This window comes from Bradyrhizobium sp. SZCCHNR3119, assembly GCF_032487775.1.
In the GTDB taxonomy this organism is placed as follows: domain Bacteria; phylum Pseudomonadota; class Alphaproteobacteria; order Rhizobiales; family Xanthobacteraceae; genus Bradyrhizobium.
This window is the reverse complement of sequence record NZ_JAUEUV010000002.1, coordinates 393,269-412,832: the sequence shown is the minus strand read 5'-3', so window position 1 is coordinate 412,832 and position 19,564 is coordinate 393,269. Positions and strand designations below refer to the sequence as shown.

Genomic DNA, 19,564 nt, shown 5'->3' with positions numbered 1-19,564 from the left:
GGGATCAGATTCCCTTAATTCGCACGCGGGGATCGAAGGTGACCCGCATTGTTCATGTCGGACGTACGATCCGCCCCGATCGACGGTCGGCTATTTTCCCAAGGCCGAATTGAGTGTTGCCAGCAGCACGCGTGCAGCAGCGATGTCCTTCAGCTGCAGGTTGGCGGACAGAGCTTCCATCCACTTGGCCTGCTCCTTCATCAGCTTTCGGTACGAAGCAGAGCCCTGCGATGTGGGGGCGAGCAGCTTGGCGCGGGCGTGCCTCGGATTGGGGCTGTATGCTGCGAGCCCGTCCCGCACCATCTCATCGGCCAAACGTTGAACGCCCTGGCGTGTTTGAGAAAGGCGCCGGGCGACATCGGCCACGGTCGCGGGCTCTTGAATGATGACGCCCATGACCTGCCACCGCGCAGCAGTCAGGCCGAAGGGAGCGCTCAGCCGGTTGCCAGCTTCGATCAGGCGGCTGGCAGTTTGCAAGACGTCCCAAACGAGACGGCTCAATTCTTCACTTTGAGGGCTGTGCACGGCGGTCTCCCGAATTGTCGATCGAATATTGACAGCATATTGTCAAATGGTAAATTGACAATATGCTGTCAATCTGAGGATCGTCATGACCCCGTCTGAACTTGTCAAAGGCCTTTATGAGGACTGTCTCAATCCGCGCGTGCTCGACCGACTGCCGGATTATCTGGCGGACGGCTTCGTCGGTTCCAATGGCGAACTGGGACCGCAAGGATTCCGGCAAACCGTCGAACGCATGGTTACGGCCTTTCCCGACCTGCAATTCGAAATCCAGGATTTGTTCGCGGACGGCGACAAGGCTTGCGTTCGCTGGCGCTTCGAGGCGGCGCATCTGGGTCCACTGTCCGGCATCGCCCCGACCGGGAAGACCGCGGTTCAACAAGGGATTGCCATCTACCAAGCATGCGACGGAAAACTCGCGCGAGCGTGGCTGCAGGTCGATCGCCTGGGCGTCCTGCAGCAGATCGGGGCGGTGTAGATTGGAGCGGCTAAGAGCCGTGCGAGATAGCGATGAGAACTACAAGATCGTTGTAACTATCTGATATCGGGCCAGATATCGCATTTCGCACGGGAATCGGCAGTCTTGGGCGGGCGCCATTCCCGTTTGCGCATAGGCTCCGCCATGTTGGCAACACTCCGCCAATTGCTGGAGTCAACCAGTGTGGTCTTAGTTTGAGCTTCAGGCCAAAGGTTGCGCCATCGGGAGAGTGCAGACGTCGCGGCACAAGATCGTCGGTCCGCCGCTTGTTTATGGCACCCGTCAACTGACGAGAACATGCCGCCATGGCCTGAACCGAGGTCGTAGCAACATCCGATCATGCGGCATCAATGGGAGAAAACTCATGAAGACCTATGAAATACGCACCTACACGCTGAAATCCGCCGAGGCTGCTACGGCCTACCGTGAGATCTGGACCAAGCATATCGAGAGCCTGAAAGCGTTCGGAATCGTCACGCATGGCGTGTTTACCGTTGCGAGCGATCCAGCGAAAGTCGTCGCGCTCGTCAACTATCCCGAAGGCGTCGATCCCAAGGTGGCTACGGATCGTTATATGGCCAGTGAAATGTTCAAGGCGGACATGGCGGGTTTCGACTTCGCCTGGTTCTGCTCGGTGGAGGCGACATTGCTCATCCCCGAGACATTCTCTCCTCTCCAGTAACGGGAGACCGAAACGGCCAGCGTAACCGGCGAAACGCGTGACATCTGGAATGGAGGACCGCCCACGGCCGAGAGTTCATCCGCGCCTCGCCGCAAGGAATTCATGTCCTTCCTCCCCTTCCTCACCAAATATGAGGGCGCAAGCAAGATATCCGGCATCTACGGCGGAAAGCCGGTCAAAGGGTTCGGATATGTCGAACTCGTCGGCGCCTGGAAATAGACGTCGGGCTTGGCGGCATCGGGGCGTGGCATCCGTTTTCGCTACCGGACTGGCTGCCGCAACCGGATCCTACCGGGGAATCGCCGGTGACCGCCGCAAGCCGCTCTCGCGCTACGGCGCTATGGACAGCGCGTTTTGCGAGCGGCTTGCTCCGCCTCAGCTACCCCATTCCTGGGGATACGACCGCTCGCCTCCGATGCAGAGTTTCCGCCCGTCGCAAAGGCGGCAAGAAATACGTTGATCGCATCCTCAACCGCAACCTGTCGGGTGTGCTCATGGGGCGCTCCATCGAGCCCCCATAGCTGGCGCTCCACGAGCCCAGCCTCGCACAGTGACTTGAAATACAGCGCTGTCTGCCGAATATCCGCCCGCCTGAGTAAACCCCTTTCCATCAACGATCCGATCGTTTCACAAATGACGACCAGCGTCTTTCGCGGACCGTTGTCGTAAAATATCCGGCTCAACTGGGGTTGCCGTCCGGCCTCACCCATGACAAGGCGGTTCGCTTCGACGACATCTGGCCTGGTCACGAGATCGAGATAGGCCATTCCAAGATGGCGGAGGGCCTCCCTGAGGTTGCCTCCCGCCTTGGCTCCCTCCATCTCTTCGAGCCCACCTTTTCCTGCCTCGTTCACGAAGGCTTCGAACAGCGCTTCCTTGCTTGGAAAGTAGCCATAGAGGGTAGTCTTCGATGCGTCCGCCTCTGCGGCGACGGCTTCCATGGAGACGGACCCAAATCCCCGTTCGACAAATAGCTTTCCGGCGGCTTTGACAAAGCCCAGTCGCCGATCCTCGGTCTTTCTTCGCATTATTGATCGCCTCTTTCGACAGGCCGTGCCGCGCGCTCGTCGGTACGGTCCGCTGAATTTTAATTGAACGGTATCGTACAGGAATATTGACGCCCACGAAAGTTCCGATATAATTGAACGAAATCGTCCAGTTATGGGGACAGGGTCTCGTGATGTCAGCAATGAAGCGGAACTGGCCCACACGGAGCCATTCAGCCCGATCCGCCCCCCCCCCCCCCCCGCTGGTCCGCGCCGCCAACGAGGCTGAGGCCCCGCACATGGCCGGTGGCACCGAGTTCGGCCTCTCCAGCGCGGTCTTCACCGAAGACGCGGCGCGGGACCTTCGTTTCGCGCAGGGCGCCGAGGCGGGGATGACGCACATCGACGACATTTCCCCCAGCGACGATCCGAACACGAAGTTCGGCGGGAAGAAGAACAGCGGTCGCTGCCGCTTCAACAGCGACTGGATCACCCAGGACCTGACGTCCGACGACGGGATCAGCGTGCAGCAGGAACCGCGCGCCTATCCGTTCTGAGCGTCGCTCGTTCGCCATCCATCGCAAATGTCAGGAGCAAAGACCATGAGCATGACCTTCCCCGAAATCCCCGAGTTCACCGGGCTCTACAAGCCGAGCCGCATCGAGGCGCAGATCTTCGATCTGGAGATCGAGGGCGCGGTGTCCCCCGAAATCAATGGCACCTTCTTTCAGGTCTCGCCAGACTCCTACTATCCACCGATGCTCGGTAAGGACATTTTCTTCAACGGCGATGGCCTTGTGTCCGCTTTCAAGTTCGCGAACGGCCACGTCAGCCTGCGCCGGCGCTATATCCATACCGACCGGCTGATGGCGCAATGGCGCGAACGGCGTTCGCTCAACGGCGTCTACCGCAACCTCTATACCAACGATCCGCTTGCCGCCAAGAACAACACGACGGCTAACACCACCGTGTTGTTTCACGGGGGTGTCCTGCTGGCGATGAAAGAAGACGCTCTTCCCTATGCGCTCGATCCCGAGACGCTGGAGACGCTCGGCGTCTGGGACTTCAACGGCCAGATCAAGTCGGCCACCTTCACCGCCCATCCCAAGATTGATCCCGACAACGGCGATCTTCTGTGCTTCGCCTATGAGGCGAAAGGCGACGGCACGCCCGACATCGCCTATTTCGAGATCGACGCCAGTGGCAAGTTGAAGAAGGAAATCTGGTTCAAGGGTCCGTATGCGGCGATGATCCACGACTTCGCCGTTACCGCCCGGCATGTCGTCTTCCCGCTTATCCCGCTGACCGTGGATGTCGAGCGCATGAAGGCGGGCGGGCAGCATTTCCAATGGCAGCCGGATCTGCCGCAGCTTTTCGGCGTCCTACCGCGCGACGGCAGTGCCGAGGATGTGATGTGGTTCCACGGGCCGAAGAATGGCTTCCAGGGGCACACGCTCAATTCCTACGAGGACAACGGCATGTTGCAGGTCGACATGCCGGTGACGACCGGAAACATCTTCTATTTCTTTCCTCAGGCCGATGGCTCAGTTCCGCTCCCGGAGACGCTCAGTTCGCAGCTCATGCGCTGGACGTTCAATCTCAACGGGCCGGGCGACTCCGGTGCGGACGAGCACGCGCTCAAGCCGCTCCCGCTGACCTCCTATCCCTGCGAATTCCCGCGCTGCGATGAGCGCTTCACCGGCAAGTCCTACGAGCATGGCTTCGTGCTCGCCTTCGATCCCACGCTGCCTTTTGACAAAAGCCTAGGCGAGCGTCCGTTCCAGTTCTTCAACCAACTGGCCCATGTCAATGTGAAGACCGGCAAGACCGACGCTTGGTATCCTGGCAATGCGCAGTGCTTCCAGGAGCCGATCTTCGTGCCGCGCGCGGTGGATGCGCCCGAGGGCGACGGCTATGTGATCGCGCTGCTGAACCATCTCAACGGCGCGAACACCGAGCTGTTGGTGCTCGACTCGCTGAAGATGGCGGCGGGCCCGGTCGCGCGTATCAAGATCCCCTTCCGGCTGCGCATGTCGCTGCACGGCAACTGGACGCCCGCTGCGGCGCTGGAGGCCGCAGGCGAGCGCCTCTGAGCGAAAAACCCGGCTCCGGCGCCGCTGTGCCGGAGCCGGGCGCACAACCCCTTCCTTCGCCGCCCACGCATCTTGGGTCGCAGGGCCGGACAGCATGTCGGCCGCTGCGGCAAGACAAGGAGCGAGACAAGGAGACGGGCCTCGATGACAAACAATCCCGCCAAGAAACAGGGCCACGGGATCGCCCGATGACAGTCCATCCATAAGTTTCATCATCGGATGACTCGATCACGCGTATCGTCTGCGGCAATCGGCGATATAAGCGGATGCAATCGCACAATCGGCGGAGCTGGCGGAAGGGGTGGGATTCGAACCCACGGTACCCTTGCGGGTACGCCGGTTTTCAAGACCGGTGCCTTAAACCACTCGGCCACCCTTCCGATGTAGACTTATCAAGCAGTTAGTAGGTGGAAGGTCAAGAACAGTCTGCGAACAAACCGGCTTTTGGGAGCAATCTTGGGGCAACGTTGACCCCGTTGCCTTGGGGGCACGATTTGAGGAGACTTATCCCCAAGGCGTTGAGCGTTTCCGACATCTTCTCGGCCTTTCTTCTTCGTGAGCTGCGCGGTCGGTACGCAACAGGATTGCTGGGTCATCTCCAATTCTCCCCGCGCCCCGGTGAACTGGCCAACCGCGATCAAGCAGAATCGATCGAGCAGACCGTCGCTGAGGCGCGCCAGGCCAAGCGCCGTGGTCCAGGCGTGGCTGCGCGTGGCCAGCGAACGCGCCGTGATCGTGGCGCCGATGTAACAAGCCGCAACACCAACGCCGCGCCGGATTGGTGCATGGGCGGGATCGCACTTGCCGGGCGGTACGACCGGGACCCAGGCGTCCTTGCGCAACAAGGTCGGCAGCTCCAACCTCCAGAAGCCCTGATTACGCTCGCCACGCGGCGCACGAGCACCGGCCGCTCCGGCTATTCGGCAGCGACCTCGAGCGGCCCGCGCCAGATGGCCGACGCGTAGAGTTCAGCGTTGAAATCAGGATCGACGGTGCCGTTGATGCGGACTTCATGCGCCGGCAGGTCGGCCAGGAACAGATCGCGGCTGATCCGGGCCACAACGCCCGGAATGTCGCGCCTGAAGCTCGGGATGTCGCCGACCGGCAAGCCATAACTGACAAAAGCAGCGGGGTTGAACACGTGAATATCCCTCAGGAGCGGCGCTTGCCCCGGCCGCCTCTCCAGATATTCATGGCCGGAGCCGAGGTAGGGATAGGCGCCGAGGCCTTCATCCTGCTCGTCAGCAGGTGGTTTGAACCGGTCGCGCCACAACAGGATCTCGTCAGCAAAGTCAGCCAGTTCGGGCCGGCGCCTGGCATCCACCGTAAAGCCGGTTCCCGCGATGACGAAGTCGAACTTGAATTCTCCGCGTCGCGTCACTCCGATCACTTGTGTTCCCTCGGTCCGAGCCTCGCTCCAGGGCGATGACAGGTGCAGATGGAAATTGCGGTGTTTGACCGCGCGGGCAATCGCGTCCGGCGGTGGCGTCGAGCCGGCGTGCTTGAAGCGGATCGCCTGGTGCCAGCGGATAGCATCCGGCAACGTACCGTAATTGTCGTAGGCACCGGGATAGCCCCTGATGCGGATCACCGGCAAGGAGGCGAGCTCATGTCGGCGCGCGAACAGATGCACCTGCGTCGCCCCGCTCTCGAGCGCCGCCGCAGCCGCATCGAATGCTGAAGCCGCGCTTCCGACCACAGCCACGGACTTGCCGCGCAACGCCGTGAAATCGATCGCCTGAGAGGTATGCGCATAGAGCGACGGCGGAAGGCTGCTCTCGATCACTTCGGGGACATGGGGGCCACCCGCTCCAAGAAAGCCGTTGGCCAGGACGACCTTGCGCGTGGTTTCGATCCGCGTCGCGCCGTCACGCTCGATGTGCAGCTTCAGATGGTCATTGACCGGCTCGATGCGCAGCAGCCGAGTGCCGTACTGGACCGGAATGTTCAGTACGGACCGGTACCAATCCAGATACGCAGCCCAGTCGACGCGCGGGATCCGGTCGATTTCCGAATAAGCGGCCTCGCCATGCCGCGCTTCGTACCAGGACTGAAAGCTCAGACCCGGAAGGCCGAGCTCGGGCCCCGGCAGGGCCTTCGGCGTTCGCAGCTTGTGCATCCGCGCAGTCGTGAGCCAGATGCCGCTGGCCGCCGCATCCTGAGCTGCGTCGATAATGGCGACTTTGCCGATGCCGGCGCGGCGCAGCGCGAACGCAAAGGCGCTGCCGGAATGAGCGCCGCCGACCACGACGACGTTGTGGTCGACGCCGTCGCGATCAGGCACCCAGTTCTGCGGATCAGGGCCGATCAGCCGCAGCGTGTCGCGCGCGGCCTGGTCGAGGTCTGGTTTTGGCATGCGTCGTCTCCGAAGGATGATGGAGGTCAGTGGAGATGCGGAAAGCCGTAGCGGTCCGCCAGGTAGTGCAGGATACGTTCGGAACTGTCGATGAAACGCCTGCCGTTGGCGATCTGCGCCTCGTCCGGCACCGGCTTGTTATCGTCGAACACTAGGACCGGAAGTGACTGATGCCCCTCGCCGAGCAGGTCCATGATCGCCAGCCTCGGCTTTTCGAACGGTAGCCGATGGACTTCGATCTGGGTTGCAAGACCCGGAAACGAACCGAGCAGCCCCTCGATCGCATTGCAGTGCGGGCATACGAAGAAGCGGCCCGGCCGCTCCGGATCCCGAAACCCTGGCGCTAGCAGGAATAGCCGATCTCCGCTCATGCTGTACCCTTCCGGGGAAACGATCGAGAGCAACGATCTCGCCATTTATCCTACGAGCGATCGCACCTTGGTCAATGAAACAGAACAAGCTTTGTTTTCGCAGAGATGCAATGATCGGCTGACGAAGCCGATGATCGTGAAACGAACTACGTGTTCGCTCTGAACTACCTGCATTCCCGGTCGGCCCGTGCTTCTCGCCAGACGAAACTCATTCTTTCTTCGAAAGATGCGCAGCATCCGTCCGCGCTGCGGACGATGCGTTCATGCTCGCTTCGTCGACAACAATGCAATTCCATTTCATCGACAGCATCGGGATGAAGCCGGTAGATTTCAATCCTGTACGGCCGCCTCCCATGCCTCTTTCGGCCGCAGCGCTCGGACGGATATCGCGATGTCAGACCCTCTTGCCGTCATCAGCCTCCACCAGGACACGCCGGAGCTCGCCCGCACCTATGAGCAGCTCGGCGTCATCCAGTTCAACCATGGCAAGCTCCTGCTCGAGCCGCTCGCTTTGAAGCCCGGTGAACGCGTACTCGACGTCGGCGCCGGAACGGGCCGGCTTGCGGAATTTGCGGCTCATCTCGTCGGACCCGGCGGTCGCGTCGTCGGCATCGACCCTCTCGAAAGCCGCATCGCCATCGCCCGGCTGCGCCAGTCCAGCAACCTCGCCTTCGATACCGGCCGTGCCGAGGATCTCTCGCGCTTCGGAGAAGGCGAATTCGACGTCATCTATCTCAACAGCGTGCTGCACTGGATCTCCGACAAGCGGATGGTTCTACAGGAAGCCCGTCGGGCACTTCGACCGGGAGGCCGGATCGGGCTCACGATCCAGGATCCGACTGCCCCCCACGAGTCGCGTCTCCTGCTGCGCCGCGCGATTGCCGCAGCCGGACTTGATGAAGGCCGGCTGAGCGCCCATGGCGTCTATGCGGCCACCGACGACGAGCTTCGTTCGTTATTCGAGCAGGCGGGCTTCGTCGGCTACCAGAGCGAGCTGCGTACCCTGGTCGAGACCCACGGCAACGTCGATGAACTGCTCGGCTGGTCCGAGAGCAGCGCATTCGGAAACTTCCTGGACAGCTTCACCTACGCCGAAGGCAGGCGGATTCGCGCCGCATTCGCCGAGCTGGTCGAAGCTCATCGGACACCGGAGGGACTGAGACTTGCGCGTTACCTACGTTATGCCTTTGCACGCAAGCCCGACTAGCGATCTACGGCCGGTGACCTTCGGTCAACCTCTCCTATCCAAGTCCCAAGACATGAGCGCCCCATGAGCCACCACCGCCAGCTGGTCTTGAACCTCTTCATCTATCCGGGCGGCCATCACGAGGCTGCGTGGCGCTATAAGGGCTCGGCGGCAAGCCGGGCGCTCGACATCAGCTACTATCAGCAGCTGGCCCGTACTGCCGAGCACTACAAGTTCGACGCGATCTTCTTTGCTGATGGTCCCGCGCTGGCGGACAATGTCCGTTACGCGCAGCGCTTCCGCTTCGAACCGATCACCTGGCTGTCGGCCATCGCCGCGGCCACCAGCCACATCGGCCTGATCGGGACCGCCTCGACCACCTATCATGAGCCCTACAACCTCGCCCGCCTGTTCGCTTCGCTCGATCATCTGAGCGGCGGTCGCGCCGGCTGGAACATCGTCACGACCAGCGCCCCGCAGGCGGCACAGAACTTCGGCCTGCCCGAACATCCGCCGCACCAGGAGCGCTACGAGCGCGCCAAGGAATTCCTCGACGTCATCACGGCGCTATGGGACAGCTGGGAAGACGACGCCGTCGTCAACGATCCCGCATCCGGCATCTTTGCCGACACCGACAAGGTTCATCCGGTCAACCATGTCGGGAAATACTTCCGCGTGCGCGGGCCGCTCAACGTGCCGCGCTCGCCGCAGGGACGGCCGGTCTATGTGCAGGCGGGCTCCTCTGATGACGGCCGGGCCTTCGCTGCGCGGTTTGCCGAGGCCATCTTTACGGCGCACCAGACGCTTGCCAGCGCGCAGGGGTTCTATGCTGACATCAAGCGCCAGGCGCGTGCGCTCGACCGCAATCCCGACCACGTCAAGATTCTTCCCGGCATCAGCCCGTTCATCGGCTCGACGCAGGCCGAGGCAGACCGTCTGCAGGGCGAGTTCAACAAACTGATCCAACCCGAATATTCGCTGGTCCAGCTGCGCCAGATGCTGGGCCTCGATCTATCCGGTTTCGACCTGGACGGGCCGTTCCCGCGGCATCTGATCGAGACGGACGGAGCGCGTGGCGTCGCCAGCCGCTTCAAGCTCGTGGTCGACATCGTCGACCGGGAAAAGCCGACGATCCGGCAACTGATCCAGCGTCTCGCCGGCGCGCGCGGCCATTGGGTAATCGCAGGCACGCCGGAGAAGATCGCTGACAACATCCAGACCTGGTTCGAGCAGGGCGCGGCCGATGGCTTCAACGTGATGCCACCCTGGCTGCCGGGCGGCTTCGACCTGTTCGCTGAGCACGTCGTGCCGATCCTGCGCAAGCGCGGCCTGTTCCGCGAGGATTACACCGGCAAGACGTTGCGCGAGCATTACGGCCTCGAGCGGCCGGCGAGCGCCTACACTCATCCGGTCCAGGCGATCGCCTGAGACCTGATCTCACGGCGGCGCGGATGCCATGCGAGGCATCGCGCCGCCTTTTGTTTGCCCCAAGCCCCGGACGTCTCATGCCGATAATGACCAGACTACGTTTCCTTTGCCTCTTGGTCGCCTTCACCGTTCAGACATTCGCCGGTCCCGGCGCATTCGCCCAAGGTCCTGAGAAGCAAGCGCCGGAGAAGAAGGATCTCAAGGTCGGCTTCGTCCCCGGTCCCTATATCGACGAATTCAAAGTCGGCGTCGCGCCCGAGCTTCAGAAAAAGGGCTATCAGATCCGCTACGTCGAATTCTCGACCGGGCTTGAAGCCAACAATGCCGTGTTCAAGAGCGAAATCGATGCCAATGTGATGCAGCACACGGTGTTTCTGAACTCCTATAACGAGCGTCAGAACACTGATCTCGTCGGCATCGTGCATGTGCCGACGCCGCCCATGGGCATCTACTCCAAGAAGCACGCGCTCGGCGAGAAGATCGGCGCAGGCGCCAAGGTCGCGGTGCCCAATGATCCCGTCAACCTGCAGCGCGCGCTGTGGATCCTGCGCGACCTCGGCCTGATCGAAATTCGCGACTCCAAGCCGGTCGACGTCACCGAGCTCGACGTGATCAAGAATCCCGGCGGCATCAAGATCGTTCCCCTGGAGGCAGCGCAAGCACCGCGCGCGCTCGACGACGTCGACTTCGCGGCGATCCAGGGCAATTTCGCGATCTTCAGTGGCCTGAAACTGACCAACGCCTTCGCCCTCGAGAAGATGACCATGCCCTATATCAACGTGGTCGCCGTCAAGCGTGGCAATGCCGAGACCGCTTGGGCGAAGGACATCGCGGCGGCGTACAAATCACCGAGCTTCAAGGCCGCGATCCTAGCGGATCGCTTCTATGACGGCTTCACCCTGCCCGACTACATGAAGTGAGCATCAAGGACGAAGGCCCGCGCGACGTCGCGGGCCTTCGCCATAATGTCAGGCGGCCTTGCCGACCGGCTTCGGCGCCTTGATGCGCGTGACGCTACGCCGGCCGTCGATGCCGACCGGAACGCCGCCGTCGATGGTGGCGCGCCGCACGATGCGGTGCTGATCACCATAGTCGTTGACCGCGATATGCTGGGTGGCCCGATTGTCCCAGATCGCCACGTCGCCCGCCTGCCAGCGCCAGCGTACCGTGTTCTCGGGCGCCGTGATGTAGGACTGGAACAGTTCGAGCAGCTTCTGACCGTCGCCCTTACGAAGTCCTACGAACCTCTGAACGAAATTCCCAAGCACGAGCGTTCGTTCGCCGGTCTCCGCATGGACTTGAACGACCGGATGCTCGGTCTCATAGATCGTACCGGTAAACACCTCGTCGAAATGCTTGCGATCTGCCTCCGTTGCCCGCGTGCGAGTCGCGGCATAATCGTAAGCATTGCTATGGACCGCCCAGAGCTCGTCCGCGAGCCGCTGCAACGGCGCCGGCAGGTCCTGATAGGCCGCAGCCGTATTCGACCAGATCGTATCGCCGCCGTACTCTGGAATCACGACGCCACGCAGCACCGCAGCCTTGGGATAGGCATCGACGAAGGTCACATCCGTGTGCCAGGAGTCGGCACGACCGCCGCCACGCGCGGAATCGAGTTCGAGAATGGACGCGGTGCCCTTGATCGAGCCGACCGTCGGATGCGGCACGAGATCGCCGAGTTGCTTGGCAAAACGCTCCTGCTCGGCATCATCGAGATGATCCTGACCGCGGAAAAAGATGACGCGATGCTGCAGCAGCAGATCGTTGATCTCCTTGATGGTTTCATTGGGCAAATCGCCCGATAATCTCACGTTGCGGATCTCCGCGCCGATCCGCGCCGACAGCCTGGACACGTCGGACAACGGAATCGAACGGCCCGAAAGCGGATTTGATATCGAAACTGAGTGGACGGTGGCCATGGCATGCTCCCGATGCGATACGGTTTTGTTTGCACGTCGGCGTCAGCAGATCCTCGTCGCACGAAGTCAGGACCACGCTGACAATGACGTTCGAACCAAAACTATACGCAAAGCCGGCAGAATTGGCTTTCAAACTTGGCGCATCCGGAGGAACGAGCAACTGGCGGATGGCGAGGTTACGAGAACAACGCAAGTTCTGCTGCTACTTCAGCCCGAAGCCGAGCGCACGTAACGCATCCACGAGCTTGTCGCGGCCGTTGAGCGCCTTTGCCGAACCGAGCCGGTTGAGCACCGCTTCACGCCATCCGACCGCGGCAACGCCCTGGGCGGTCTGAAAGCCGCGCAACGTCTCGTCATAGGCCGTTATTCCGTCGACCTCGTCGGACGGGGCATAGCGCTCGCGATGCACGATCACGCTTTGCCGCAGCCGCGGCTTGACGTCCTCGCCCGCCGAAAGATCGGGATAACCGACACACAGGCCGAACACGGAGAGCACGTTCGGCGGCAGGCCAAGCTCTTCGGCGACAGCCTGCGGGCGGTTGCGGATCGCGCCGATATAGACCGACCCAAGCCCGAGCGATTCCAGAGCGACCACAGCATTCTGGGCGGCGAGCGCCGCGTCAATGACGGCAACGAGAAGCGTTTCGAGGAAATGGAGTCCCTCATCGGGCCGCCCTTCCCGCTTCGCCAGACGCTCCGCACGCGACAGATCGGCGAGCCAGACTAGGAACAGCGGCGCCTCGCGGATGTGCTTCTGGTTGCCGGCGAATTCAGACAGACGCTGCTTGCGCGCCTGATCTTCGACCACGACGACACTCCAGGTCTGCAGGTTGGAGGACGACGCGGCCGATTGCGCCGCGGCCACCAGCGTCTCCACCGTCTGCCGCGGCACCGGGTCCGGCCGATAGCTGCGGATCGAACGATGCGCCAGGAGATGCGCCAGGATGTCGTTGGCGCCTGACGCGATCTCGGGAACGTGCGCGCCGTAGCGCTTACGCAGCGCTGCCGTGATGTCGTCCTCCGCGGCAATCGCCGTCGTGTTTTCAATGATCGTCATTGTGCTTCCTCATTCACGCCGTGCGCCATTTCACCAGCCGCCGTTCGAGCAGCGTCGCGCTTCGATCCACCGCGAAGCCGACCAGTCCCACGACGACGATCCCCAACATCACGAGCGCCATCTCGAAGCGCTCGCGGCCCGAGATGATCAGGCCGCCGATCCCGGGCCCCGCCGCCATGAAATACTCGGCGCCGATGGTCGCAAGCCAAGCATAGATCAGGCCGAGATGGAGCCCGGTCAGCACCGAGGGAGTTGCGGCAGGCAGATAGAGCGACCAGGCCAGCTGCAGGCGGCTGAACCTGAAGACATCGCCGACGTCCAGGAGCTTCGTCGAGGTCGACCGCACGCCTTCGACCGTGTTGAGGATGACGGGAATGGCCGCAGCGAGCGCGATGAAGACGATCTTGGCGGCCTCGTCGAAACCGAACCATAGCGAGATGAGCGGAATCCAGGCCAGCAGCGCAATCTGTTTGAGACCGTTGAACCAGGTCGTGAAGATGCGATCGGCGATTCTAGACAGTCCGAGCAGAAGGCCGACGACGATCCCGATGCTGGCACCGAGCGCAAAGCCGAGAAGATCGCGCTTGAGGCTCGTCGCCAGCGCAAAAGGCAGTTCGCCGCTCCTGAATTCCTGCCAGGCGACCCGGCCGACCTTCTCGAGCGGCGGCAGGAACTGCGGATTGACCAAGCCGGAATGACTGCCGGCCTCCCACACAGCCAATAACAGCAGTGGCAGCACGAGACCGCGCCGCAGGGTAACTACAGCAGATCGCGTACTGAGATCGTCAGACGCCATCGGTCCGCCACCGCTGCAGCCGAGCCTCGACGGTCGCCAGCAACTTGTCGCTGGCGAAGCCGATTACGCCGATCGCCGTCATCGCGACCAGCACCGTGTCGAGCCAGAACATCTGCCGACCCCAGACCAAGAGATAACCGAGACCTTCGGATGAAGCGAGGAGCTCGACACTGACCAGCGCGATCCACGCATGGGTGAGACCATAGCGCAGCCCGGTGAAGATCGGCGGCACGGAGCCAGGCAGAACCACGTGGCGCAGCATCTGCAACCGCGTGAAACGGAACGTCTCTCCGACCTCGACCAGCGCGCGTGGTACGTTGGCGATCCCTGCACTGGTGTTCATCGTAACCGGCACGAAGGCGGCCTTGGCAATGACGACGACCTTCAGCGTCTCGCCGATCCCGAGCAGCAGCATCGCGAGCGGAATCCAGGCGAGCGCCGGCACCTGCGCGATCGCGGTGAACAACGGACGCACATGCTCGTCCACCCGCCGCGACAGTCCCATTGCTGCCCCCAGCAAGAGGCCTGCCCCGGCACCGACCGCGAAACCGAACAGCACACGCAGCAGGCTGATGCCGGCATGCTGCGCCAGCTCGCCACTGGCGATCATCTCACCGAAAGTGTGCAGCACGTCGGCCGGACGAGGCAGGATCTGCTCGGCCAGCGAGCCGCGCTCGCTGCCGATGATCCAGACCGGAAGCGCGATCGCGGGCAAGATCAGAACCCAGGCCAACGCTTTCATGCGCCCGGCGCGGGCCGAGACCGCGGCAGCACCGCGCCATTCGCGCAGGCCACTGGCGCCGAACAGGCCACGTTGACGCAGCTCCGTTTCGAGGACGGCGTCGCTCATGCGTCGCTCCCTCCGTCGTGGCCGGCTGCCGGGTCACCGTCATCCTGCTCGAGCGTCCGCAGCACTTCGTCGCGGAGCCGGATCAGCCGATCGTCGCTGCGCTCGCGTGGCCGGTCGGCCACGACATCGAAGCTGCGGGAGATTCGACCGGGCCGGGGCGCCAGCACCACGACGCGGTCGCCGAGAAATACGGCCTCCTCAACATCATGGGTCACCAGGATCATCGTGATCTTCTCTTGCGCCCAAATGCGCTGCAGCTCGTTCTGCAGCCGGGCCCTCGTCAGAGCATCGAGCGCTCCGAAGGGCTCGTCGAGCAGCAGCAGGCGCGGCCGGTTGACGAGCCCGCGCGCGATCGCCGCGCGCTGCGCCATGCCGCCGGACAGCTGATGCGGATAAGCCTCGGCAAAGCCGTCGAGACCGACCAGCGAGATGTGCGCGGCGACCGCCTCGCGCTTCTCGGCTTCGCTGATCGGCGCGTTCTTGAGGCCGAGCGCAATGTTCTGCCGGACCGTTGCCCAGGGAAACAGTCGCGGCTCCTGGAACACGATGCCGCGCTCGAGACTCGGGCCGGTGACGGCTTCGTCATCCTGCACGATGGTCCCGTCGTAGTCGTGGTCGAGCCCCGAAATCAGCCGCAGCAGCGTGGACTTGCCGCAGCCGCTGGGGCCCAGCAAGGCGACGAACTCGCCGGGCGCAACGTCCAGCGAGACGTTATCGAGTGCCGCAATCGGGGCGCCATTGACGGTGAAGGCCTTCGAGACGCTGCGTACTTCCAGCCGGCCGCGCGGCGTCGCCGCGTTCGTGGCCGGCGTCTCGGCGCGACCTGTCCGCTCAACCACGATGCTCATTGGCCGGCCGCCACCGGCTTGCCGTCGGGCCCATATTCCTGCCAATAGCCAACGAGGCCCTGGTCCTTAAGCGCCCTGTCGAGGAAGGAGCGCTCGAACCAGCCATCGATCTCGACATTCCGGCGAAGCAGGCCGAACTCCTTGGCCTGCTTGGCCTGGAAGCGATAGCTCTCGATGATCGAGGCATCGATGAGCGGCGTGTTGCGATATTTCAGCTCCTGGTCCTTGAAATCGAACCGATAGCCGGAGGCTGGAAAGCCGGAGCGTGCGGAGATCTCGAAGAAGGCGTCCCGGTTGGCTTCCTCTGACGACCAGCGCGCGGCACGCACGATGGCGGATACGACCTTCTGGGTGATGTCCGGATGGGCCGCGATGAAGGCCTCCTGCCCGATCAGCGTGGAATGCCGCTCATAGGCCGGGTTGTCGCCCTTGGTCGTATAGATGATCTCGGCGATGTTCTTGTCGACCAGGCTGGCAAGCGGGAAGTTGCCGAAGGCCGCGTCGATATCGCGCGAGGTCAAGGCTGCGTTCGTCGTCGCGGTATCCATGTTGATGACCTGGACGTCCTTCTCCTGCAGGCCGTAGCCCGCAAGCACCTTCACCGCTGCCAGATGATTGTTGGTGCCCCGGAAGATCGACACCTTGCGTCCGCGCAGATCGGCGACCTTGCGGATCGGAGAGCCCGCCGGCACCGCAAGATAGATCGGCGCATGCGCACCGGAGGCGATCAGGACCTTCGTCTTCAGGCCGTTGGCACGGCCGATGATCTCGGGCAGATCGCCCTGCAGGGCGAAATCGAGCTGATTGTTGGCGAAGGCCTCGTTGACCGCCGGCCCTGCTCCCTTGAAGAACGACCATTCGATCTTGACGTCCGGATTGTCCTTGAGTTCCTGCTCGACGTAATGCTCGGAATGCGCGATCGCGGCCGACGAGCCGCCTGAGAATTGGCGGTTGTCGGCGCCGACATTGGCAAAGCCGATGCGCACCGTCAGCGGCTCGGCTGCGGCCTGCACGAGGCCGAGCGTTGCAAAGGCGAGGGCCGCGGCCAGCGTCGTCGAAAATCGTTCTCGCATTGACGTCATCGTTTGTGTCCTCTGCTGTCGGCTATTCCGCAGCCTGTGCCGCCGCAGGATGGGCAGGCGTCTCGATCACCGGCTTGCGCAAGCCTGCCTGCTCCATCAGCGGCAACACGCGCCGACCGAAGAAATCGAGGTCCGGCTTGAAATCGTAGAACGAGAGCTGCAGGCCATCGACGCCGGCCTTCTTGAGCTGGACGAACTGCTCGACGACCTGCTCCGGCGTACCGATCACCTCGATATTGCCGCCGATCGCCCGGCGCTTGGGTGCATCGAGCCCGCTACGGCCGCGCCAGGCATGCGCATCGCTTTCGAGATTATGAAAACTTCCGACGGGATCGGCATGGGCCACGATCGCATCGTGATAGGCCCACGTCTCACGCTCGGTCTCGCGGCAGATCACCATCGGATTGAGCAGGGTCCGCACCTCGCGACCAAGATCACGCGCGGCCTGCTTGACCCTTGCCGTATGCGCGGGCAGCGCCGGGATCGCACTCTCGAAGCTCGAGCCGGCCGGACTGGTGATGAACACGATGTCCGAATAGCGCGCAGCAGAGGCTATGCCTGCATCGGAACCGGTGGCGTTGACCAGGACCGGCCGGCCGAAGCGGGGCTTCGGTGTGACGAAGGCATCGTTGAGCTTCCAGGACGATTGGCCGGCGAACGAATAGTTTTCGGTCTCGCCCCAGAGCCGCTGCAACACCTCGAGAAACTCGGCAGCCAGTTCGTAGCGACGGTCATGCTCGATCCGGCTCCAGCCGAAGGCTTCGTGCTCGGCGGCGCGATGGCCGGTCACAACGTTGATGCCCCAGCGTCCATTGGAAATGTGGTCGAGGGTGGTGCCGTATTTGGCGAGATGCAGCGGATGCCACGGGCCGTAGAGCACGTGGATGGTCGAGATCAGGATGATACGCCGGGTGAGGCTGGTCAGCGCCGCCGTCGTAACGAACGAATCGAGCGCCTCGCCGGTGAACACGCCGCCATAGCCGCCTTTGGGCAGCCATTGCGACAGCGCGAAGACGAGATCGAAGCCAAGTCCCTCGGCTGCAAGGACGAGATCGCGGTTGTAGTCAAAGTGCCAAGACGTGGTCCGCTGCAGCGTCGACGCACTCCAGCCGCCGGCCTGGATCGGCAGGAATAATCCGAGCAGCAGCGGCTGCGTCAGCGCCTGCGACAGCGGGCTCTCCGGCCATTCAGCCGGTCCAGGAAATCCGTCCCAGCCGACCAATGCTCCCGGTCGATGTGTGATGATCGTCATGCTGTCCCCTTGTCTCGTCCATCGGCTGCGCGAGCCGCGGCTTCGCCACCCGCCGAAACACCGTTTCCATCAACCATTGCTTGTTCGGAAGTTGTCCGGCCCATTCCTCCCCAGCCCGAATGCCGGCGATATTGGCCCAGCCGTCCCGAAGCCAACGTCCGACGCGACAGCCCAAGGCGCCGGCCATGCCGCCGCCGACCACGAGCACATCGGCCGTACGCGACAGCAAGTCAGGCGCGGTCGTCACGATGGGTACATCCCGTGCCGCGGCGTTGTCGTTGGCTTGCGGATGTGGCGCCTGCCACCATGCTCAAACTCCCGATATCGCGCGGGTGACGCGCGAACCAGCATGGTCATCCAGCGCACCATCCCTGGCAATTTCAGAGTTGGGCGATTTTCGATCGCTCTGTTCTCGATGCGATCAGGTGGCGAGAAAATTTCAATTGGATGAATGCGCCCCGACCGCTCGATCCACGGCGATAGCAAATTTATCGCCTCGTCCTTCCTGATGACGCGGGCGCGACAACAATTTTTGGTTTCCTTGGCACGCTGCGATCCGCTTCGTATCGGCGGCGACGCTGACAGGCTGTTGCAAGCCGGCGGACCGTGCTGCCTTCTCTGTTCGCCGACGCTCGCGCGCTGTGCCCGATCACCAGGTCGCGATATAGGCGCCCTTGAAGCGTGTCTCTAGAAACGCCTTGACCGGCTCGGACTGGTAGGCCTCGAACAGCCGCTTGACCCAGGGCTTGTCCTTATCCTCCTCGCGCACCGCGAGGATGTTGACCCACGGACCTTCGGCGTTCTCGCGCGCGATCGCATCCTTGGTGGGATTGAGCCCAGCCTGCACTGCGTAGTTATTGTTGATCGAGACCAGATCGACATCGGCGAGCGCCCGCGGCAGCTGGGCCGCGTCAAGCTCCACGAAGCGCAGCTTCTTCGGATTGTCGGTGATGTCGGCGACCGTCGAGGCAACGTTGCTCGGATCCTTGAGCTTGATCAGCCCGTGCAGCGCCAGGATCATCAGCCCGCGCGCACCATTCGACGGATCGTTGGCGATGGCGACGCGCGCGCCCTCGGGCAGCTCGGCCAGGGTCTTGTATTTCTGGGAATAGACGCCTTGCGGCGACGCGATCGTGGTCGCGACCTTGACGATCTTCCATCCCGTTTTCGAGATCTGGTTCTTGAGATATGGCTCGTGCTGAAACGAATTGGCCTCGAGATCCTTCAACGCGAGCGCCTGGTTCGGAATGACATAGTCGGTGAATTCGACGACCTTGATGTCGAGTCCACGCTCGGCGCCGACTTTCTTCACCACGTCGAGAATCTCGGCATGCGGTCCAGCCGTGACGCCGACACGGATGGTTTCGGCCTGCGCCGGCAGGGCTGGCAACGAAGCCAGCAATAAGAAGGTGGCAACGACTACGACGAGGCTACGCATGCAAGTCTCCAACGAAACAATCAGGTTCCGCTGGTCACTAGCCCCGGCTCGGTCAGGTATCAATCGCACCAATGAATAAGGTTATGACGGTCCTGCCGACGCCCGTTCTGGGGATGGGACATCCTTCTAACGGACACCTGGGGAGACTGTTTGTTCTCTCCGCCACGAATGCGCATTTGATGGCACATCGAGTCGTTAACGGCGCTCCATTCCGATTGAA

Annotated in this window: 21 protein-coding genes and 1 tRNA gene; 7 read left to right on the top strand and 15 right to left on the bottom strand. The window is 62.5% G+C overall.

Annotation, left to right across the window (positions count from 1 at the left end; genetic code table 11):
* Window positions 1-90: 90 nt before the first annotated feature.
* Window positions 91-525, bottom strand: a complete 435-nt coding sequence (locus tag QX034_RS29190) for a MarR family winged helix-turn-helix transcriptional regulator (RefSeq protein WP_315703940.1) — start codon at window positions 523-525, stop codon at window positions 91-93.
* A gap of 85 nt (window positions 526-610) precedes the next feature.
* On the opposite strand from QX034_RS29190, the gene QX034_RS29185 reads away from it, so the two are divergent.
* Both QX034_RS29185 and QX034_RS29180 read left to right on the top strand, forming a co-directional pair.
* Entirely contained in the window at window positions 611-1,000 is a 390-nt protein-coding gene (locus QX034_RS29185) for an ester cyclase (RefSeq protein ID WP_315703941.1), read from the top strand.
* Window positions 1,001-1,364: 364 nt separating this feature from the next.
* Entirely contained in the window at window positions 1,365-1,682 is a 318-nt protein-coding gene (locus QX034_RS29180) for an NIPSNAP family protein (RefSeq protein ID WP_315703942.1), read from the top strand.
* A 338-nt stretch (window positions 1,683-2,020) separates the two neighbouring features.
* Here QX034_RS29180 and QX034_RS29175 read toward each other — a convergent pair whose 3' ends face one another.
* Window positions 2,021-2,710, bottom strand: a complete 690-nt coding sequence (locus QX034_RS29175) for a TetR/AcrR family transcriptional regulator (protein ID WP_315703943.1) — start codon at window positions 2,708-2,710, stop codon at window positions 2,021-2,023.
* Window positions 2,711-2,862: 152 nt separating this feature from the next.
* Here QX034_RS29175 and QX034_RS29170 point away from each other — a divergent pair, with 152 nt between their 5' ends.
* Entirely contained in the window at window positions 2,863-3,225 is a 363-nt protein-coding gene (locus tag QX034_RS29170; RefSeq protein WP_316196339.1) for an aldehyde dehydrogenase family protein, read from the top strand.
* Between the two features lie 45 nt (window positions 3,226-3,270).
* A complete protein-coding gene (locus QX034_RS29165) occupies window positions 3,271-4,761 on the top strand; it encodes a carotenoid oxygenase family protein (RefSeq protein WP_315703944.1) in 1,491 nt (496 codons plus the stop codon).
* Between the two features lie 290 nt (window positions 4,762-5,051).
* Here the strand turns inward: QX034_RS29165 and QX034_RS29160 are convergent.
* From QX034_RS29160 to QX034_RS29145, 4 genes are all read right to left on the bottom strand, one after another.
* Window positions 5,052-5,141: transfer RNA gene (locus tag QX034_RS29160), tRNA-Ser, on the bottom strand.
* Between the two features lie 12 nt (window positions 5,142-5,153).
* Window positions 5,154-5,606 carry a hypothetical protein gene (locus QX034_RS29155; RefSeq protein ID WP_315703945.1) on the bottom strand — a complete coding sequence of 151 codons (453 nt, stop codon included), beginning with the start codon at window positions 5,604-5,606 and terminating at the stop codon, window positions 5,154-5,156.
* A 71-nt stretch (window positions 5,607-5,677) separates the two neighbouring features.
* The gene (locus tag QX034_RS29150; protein WP_315703946.1) at window positions 5,678-7,117 is read right to left on the bottom strand and encodes an NAD(P)-binding domain-containing protein; all 1,440 of its coding nucleotides are present in this window, start codon (window positions 7,115-7,117) and stop codon (window positions 5,678-5,680) included.
* Between the two features lie 26 nt (window positions 7,118-7,143).
* On the bottom strand, window positions 7,144-7,488 hold the full coding sequence (locus QX034_RS29145) for a DUF3088 domain-containing protein (RefSeq protein WP_315703947.1): 345 nt from the start codon (window positions 7,486-7,488) through the stop codon (window positions 7,144-7,146).
* 391 nt (window positions 7,489-7,879) lie between these two features.
* Between QX034_RS29145 and QX034_RS29140 the strand changes: the two genes are divergently transcribed.
* The 3 genes from QX034_RS29140 to QX034_RS29130 all read left to right on the top strand — a co-directional run bounded on the left by QX034_RS29140 (window position 7,880) and on the right by QX034_RS29130 (window position 11,022).
* Window positions 7,880-8,695, top strand: coding sequence for a class I SAM-dependent methyltransferase (locus tag QX034_RS29140; protein ID WP_315703948.1), 816 nt, complete (start codon window positions 7,880-7,882; stop codon window positions 8,693-8,695).
* Window positions 8,696-8,758: 63 nt separating this feature from the next.
* A complete protein-coding gene (locus tag QX034_RS29135; protein ID WP_315703949.1) occupies window positions 8,759-10,102 on the top strand; it encodes an LLM class flavin-dependent oxidoreductase in 1,344 nt (447 codons plus the stop codon).
* A gap of 77 nt (window positions 10,103-10,179) precedes the next feature.
* The gene (locus QX034_RS29130; RefSeq protein ID WP_315703950.1) at window positions 10,180-11,022 is read left to right on the top strand and encodes a MetQ/NlpA family ABC transporter substrate-binding protein; all 843 of its coding nucleotides are present in this window, start codon (window positions 10,180-10,182) and stop codon (window positions 11,020-11,022) included.
* Between the two features lie 48 nt (window positions 11,023-11,070).
* Here QX034_RS29130 and QX034_RS29125 read toward each other — a convergent pair whose 3' ends face one another.
* The 9 genes from QX034_RS29125 to QX034_RS29085 form a co-directional block, all read right to left on the bottom strand.
* A complete protein-coding gene (locus QX034_RS29125; protein ID WP_315704289.1) occupies window positions 11,071-11,997 on the bottom strand; it encodes a TauD/TfdA family dioxygenase in 927 nt (308 codons plus the stop codon).
* A gap of 226 nt (window positions 11,998-12,223) precedes the next feature.
* A complete protein-coding gene (locus tag QX034_RS29120) occupies window positions 12,224-13,078 on the bottom strand; it encodes an NADPH-dependent oxidoreductase (protein ID WP_316196213.1) in 855 nt (284 codons plus the stop codon).
* A 13-nt stretch (window positions 13,079-13,091) separates the two neighbouring features.
* A complete protein-coding gene (locus QX034_RS29115; RefSeq protein WP_315703952.1) occupies window positions 13,092-13,874 on the bottom strand; it encodes an ABC transporter permease in 783 nt (260 codons plus the stop codon).
* Window positions 13,864-14,724, bottom strand: a complete 861-nt coding sequence (locus QX034_RS29110; protein WP_315703953.1) for an ABC transporter permease — start codon at window positions 14,722-14,724, stop codon at window positions 13,864-13,866. Before QX034_RS29110 ends, QX034_RS29115 begins: the two co-directional genes overlap by 11 nt.
* Window positions 14,721-15,572, bottom strand: coding sequence for an ABC transporter ATP-binding protein (locus QX034_RS29105; RefSeq protein WP_315703954.1), 852 nt, complete (start codon window positions 15,570-15,572; stop codon window positions 14,721-14,723). The genes QX034_RS29110 and QX034_RS29105 overlap by 4 nt, the downstream gene beginning before the upstream one ends.
* Window positions 15,569-16,654, bottom strand: coding sequence for an ABC transporter substrate-binding protein (locus tag QX034_RS29100; protein ID WP_315703955.1), 1,086 nt, complete (start codon window positions 16,652-16,654; stop codon window positions 15,569-15,571). The genes QX034_RS29105 and QX034_RS29100 overlap by 4 nt, the downstream gene beginning before the upstream one ends.
* Window positions 16,655-16,676: 22 nt before the next feature.
* Entirely contained in the window at window positions 16,677-17,906 is a 1,230-nt protein-coding gene (locus QX034_RS29095) for an LLM class flavin-dependent oxidoreductase (RefSeq protein WP_316196212.1), read from the bottom strand.
* Window positions 17,842-18,153: a hypothetical protein gene (locus QX034_RS29090; protein WP_315703957.1), complete on the bottom strand. Its 312-nt coding sequence runs from the start codon at window positions 18,151-18,153 to the stop codon at window positions 17,842-17,844. Before QX034_RS29090 ends, QX034_RS29095 begins: the two co-directional genes overlap by 65 nt.
* 402 nt (window positions 18,154-18,555) lie before the next feature.
* The gene (locus tag QX034_RS29085; RefSeq protein WP_315703958.1) at window positions 18,556-19,344 is read right to left on the bottom strand and encodes a MetQ/NlpA family ABC transporter substrate-binding protein; all 789 of its coding nucleotides are present in this window, start codon (window positions 19,342-19,344) and stop codon (window positions 18,556-18,558) included.
* Window positions 19,345-19,564 lie beyond the last annotated feature (220 nt).

Bases quoted from the DNA above. Each gene is read 5' to 3' on its own strand.
- QX034_RS29175 (WP_315703943.1), bottom strand. From the start codon at position 2,710: ATGCGAAGAAAGACCGAGGATCGGCGACTGGGCTTTGTCAAAGCCGCC.
- QX034_RS29145 (WP_315703947.1), bottom strand. From the start codon at position 7,488: ATGAGCGGAGATCGGCTATTCCTGCTAGCGCCAGGGTTTCGGGATCCG.
- QX034_RS29185 (WP_315703941.1), top strand. From the start codon at position 611: ATGACCCCGTCTGAACTTGTCAAAGGCCTTTATGAGGACTGTCTCAAT.
- QX034_RS29120 (WP_316196213.1), bottom strand. From the start codon at position 13,078: ATGACGATCATTGAAAACACGACGGCGATTGCCGCGGAGGACGACATC.
- QX034_RS29135 (WP_315703949.1), top strand. From the start codon at position 8,759: ATGAGCCACCACCGCCAGCTGGTCTTGAACCTCTTCATCTATCCGGGC.
- QX034_RS29150 (WP_315703946.1), bottom strand. From the start codon at position 7,117: ATGCCAAAACCAGACCTCGACCAGGCCGCGCGCGACACGCTGCGGCTG.
- QX034_RS29110 (WP_315703953.1), bottom strand. From the start codon at position 14,724: ATGAGCGACGCCGTCCTCGAAACGGAGCTGCGTCAACGTGGCCTGTTC.
- QX034_RS29085 (WP_315703958.1), bottom strand. From the start codon at position 19,344: ATGCGTAGCCTCGTCGTAGTCGTTGCCACCTTCTTATTGCTGGCTTCG.
- QX034_RS29170 (WP_316196339.1), top strand. From the start codon at position 2,863: ATGTCAGCAATGAAGCGGAACTGGCCCACACGGAGCCATTCAGCCCGA.
- QX034_RS29115 (WP_315703952.1), bottom strand. From the start codon at position 13,874: ATGGCGTCTGACGATCTCAGTACGCGATCTGCTGTAGTTACCCTGCGG.
- QX034_RS29140 (WP_315703948.1), top strand. From the start codon at position 7,880: ATGTCAGACCCTCTTGCCGTCATCAGCCTCCACCAGGACACGCCGGAG.
- QX034_RS29165 (WP_315703944.1), top strand. From the start codon at position 3,271: ATGAGCATGACCTTCCCCGAAATCCCCGAGTTCACCGGGCTCTACAAG.
- QX034_RS29180 (WP_315703942.1), top strand. From the start codon at position 1,365: ATGAAGACCTATGAAATACGCACCTACACGCTGAAATCCGCCGAGGCT.
- QX034_RS29130 (WP_315703950.1), top strand. From the start codon at position 10,180: ATGCCGATAATGACCAGACTACGTTTCCTTTGCCTCTTGGTCGCCTTC.
- QX034_RS29105 (WP_315703954.1), bottom strand. From the start codon at position 15,572: ATGAGCATCGTGGTTGAGCGGACAGGTCGCGCCGAGACGCCGGCCACG.
- QX034_RS29095 (WP_316196212.1), bottom strand. From the start codon at position 17,906: ATGACGATCATCACACATCGACCGGGAGCATTGGTCGGCTGGGACGGA.
- QX034_RS29100 (WP_315703955.1), bottom strand. From the start codon at position 16,654: ATGACGTCAATGCGAGAACGATTTTCGACGACGCTGGCCGCGGCCCTC.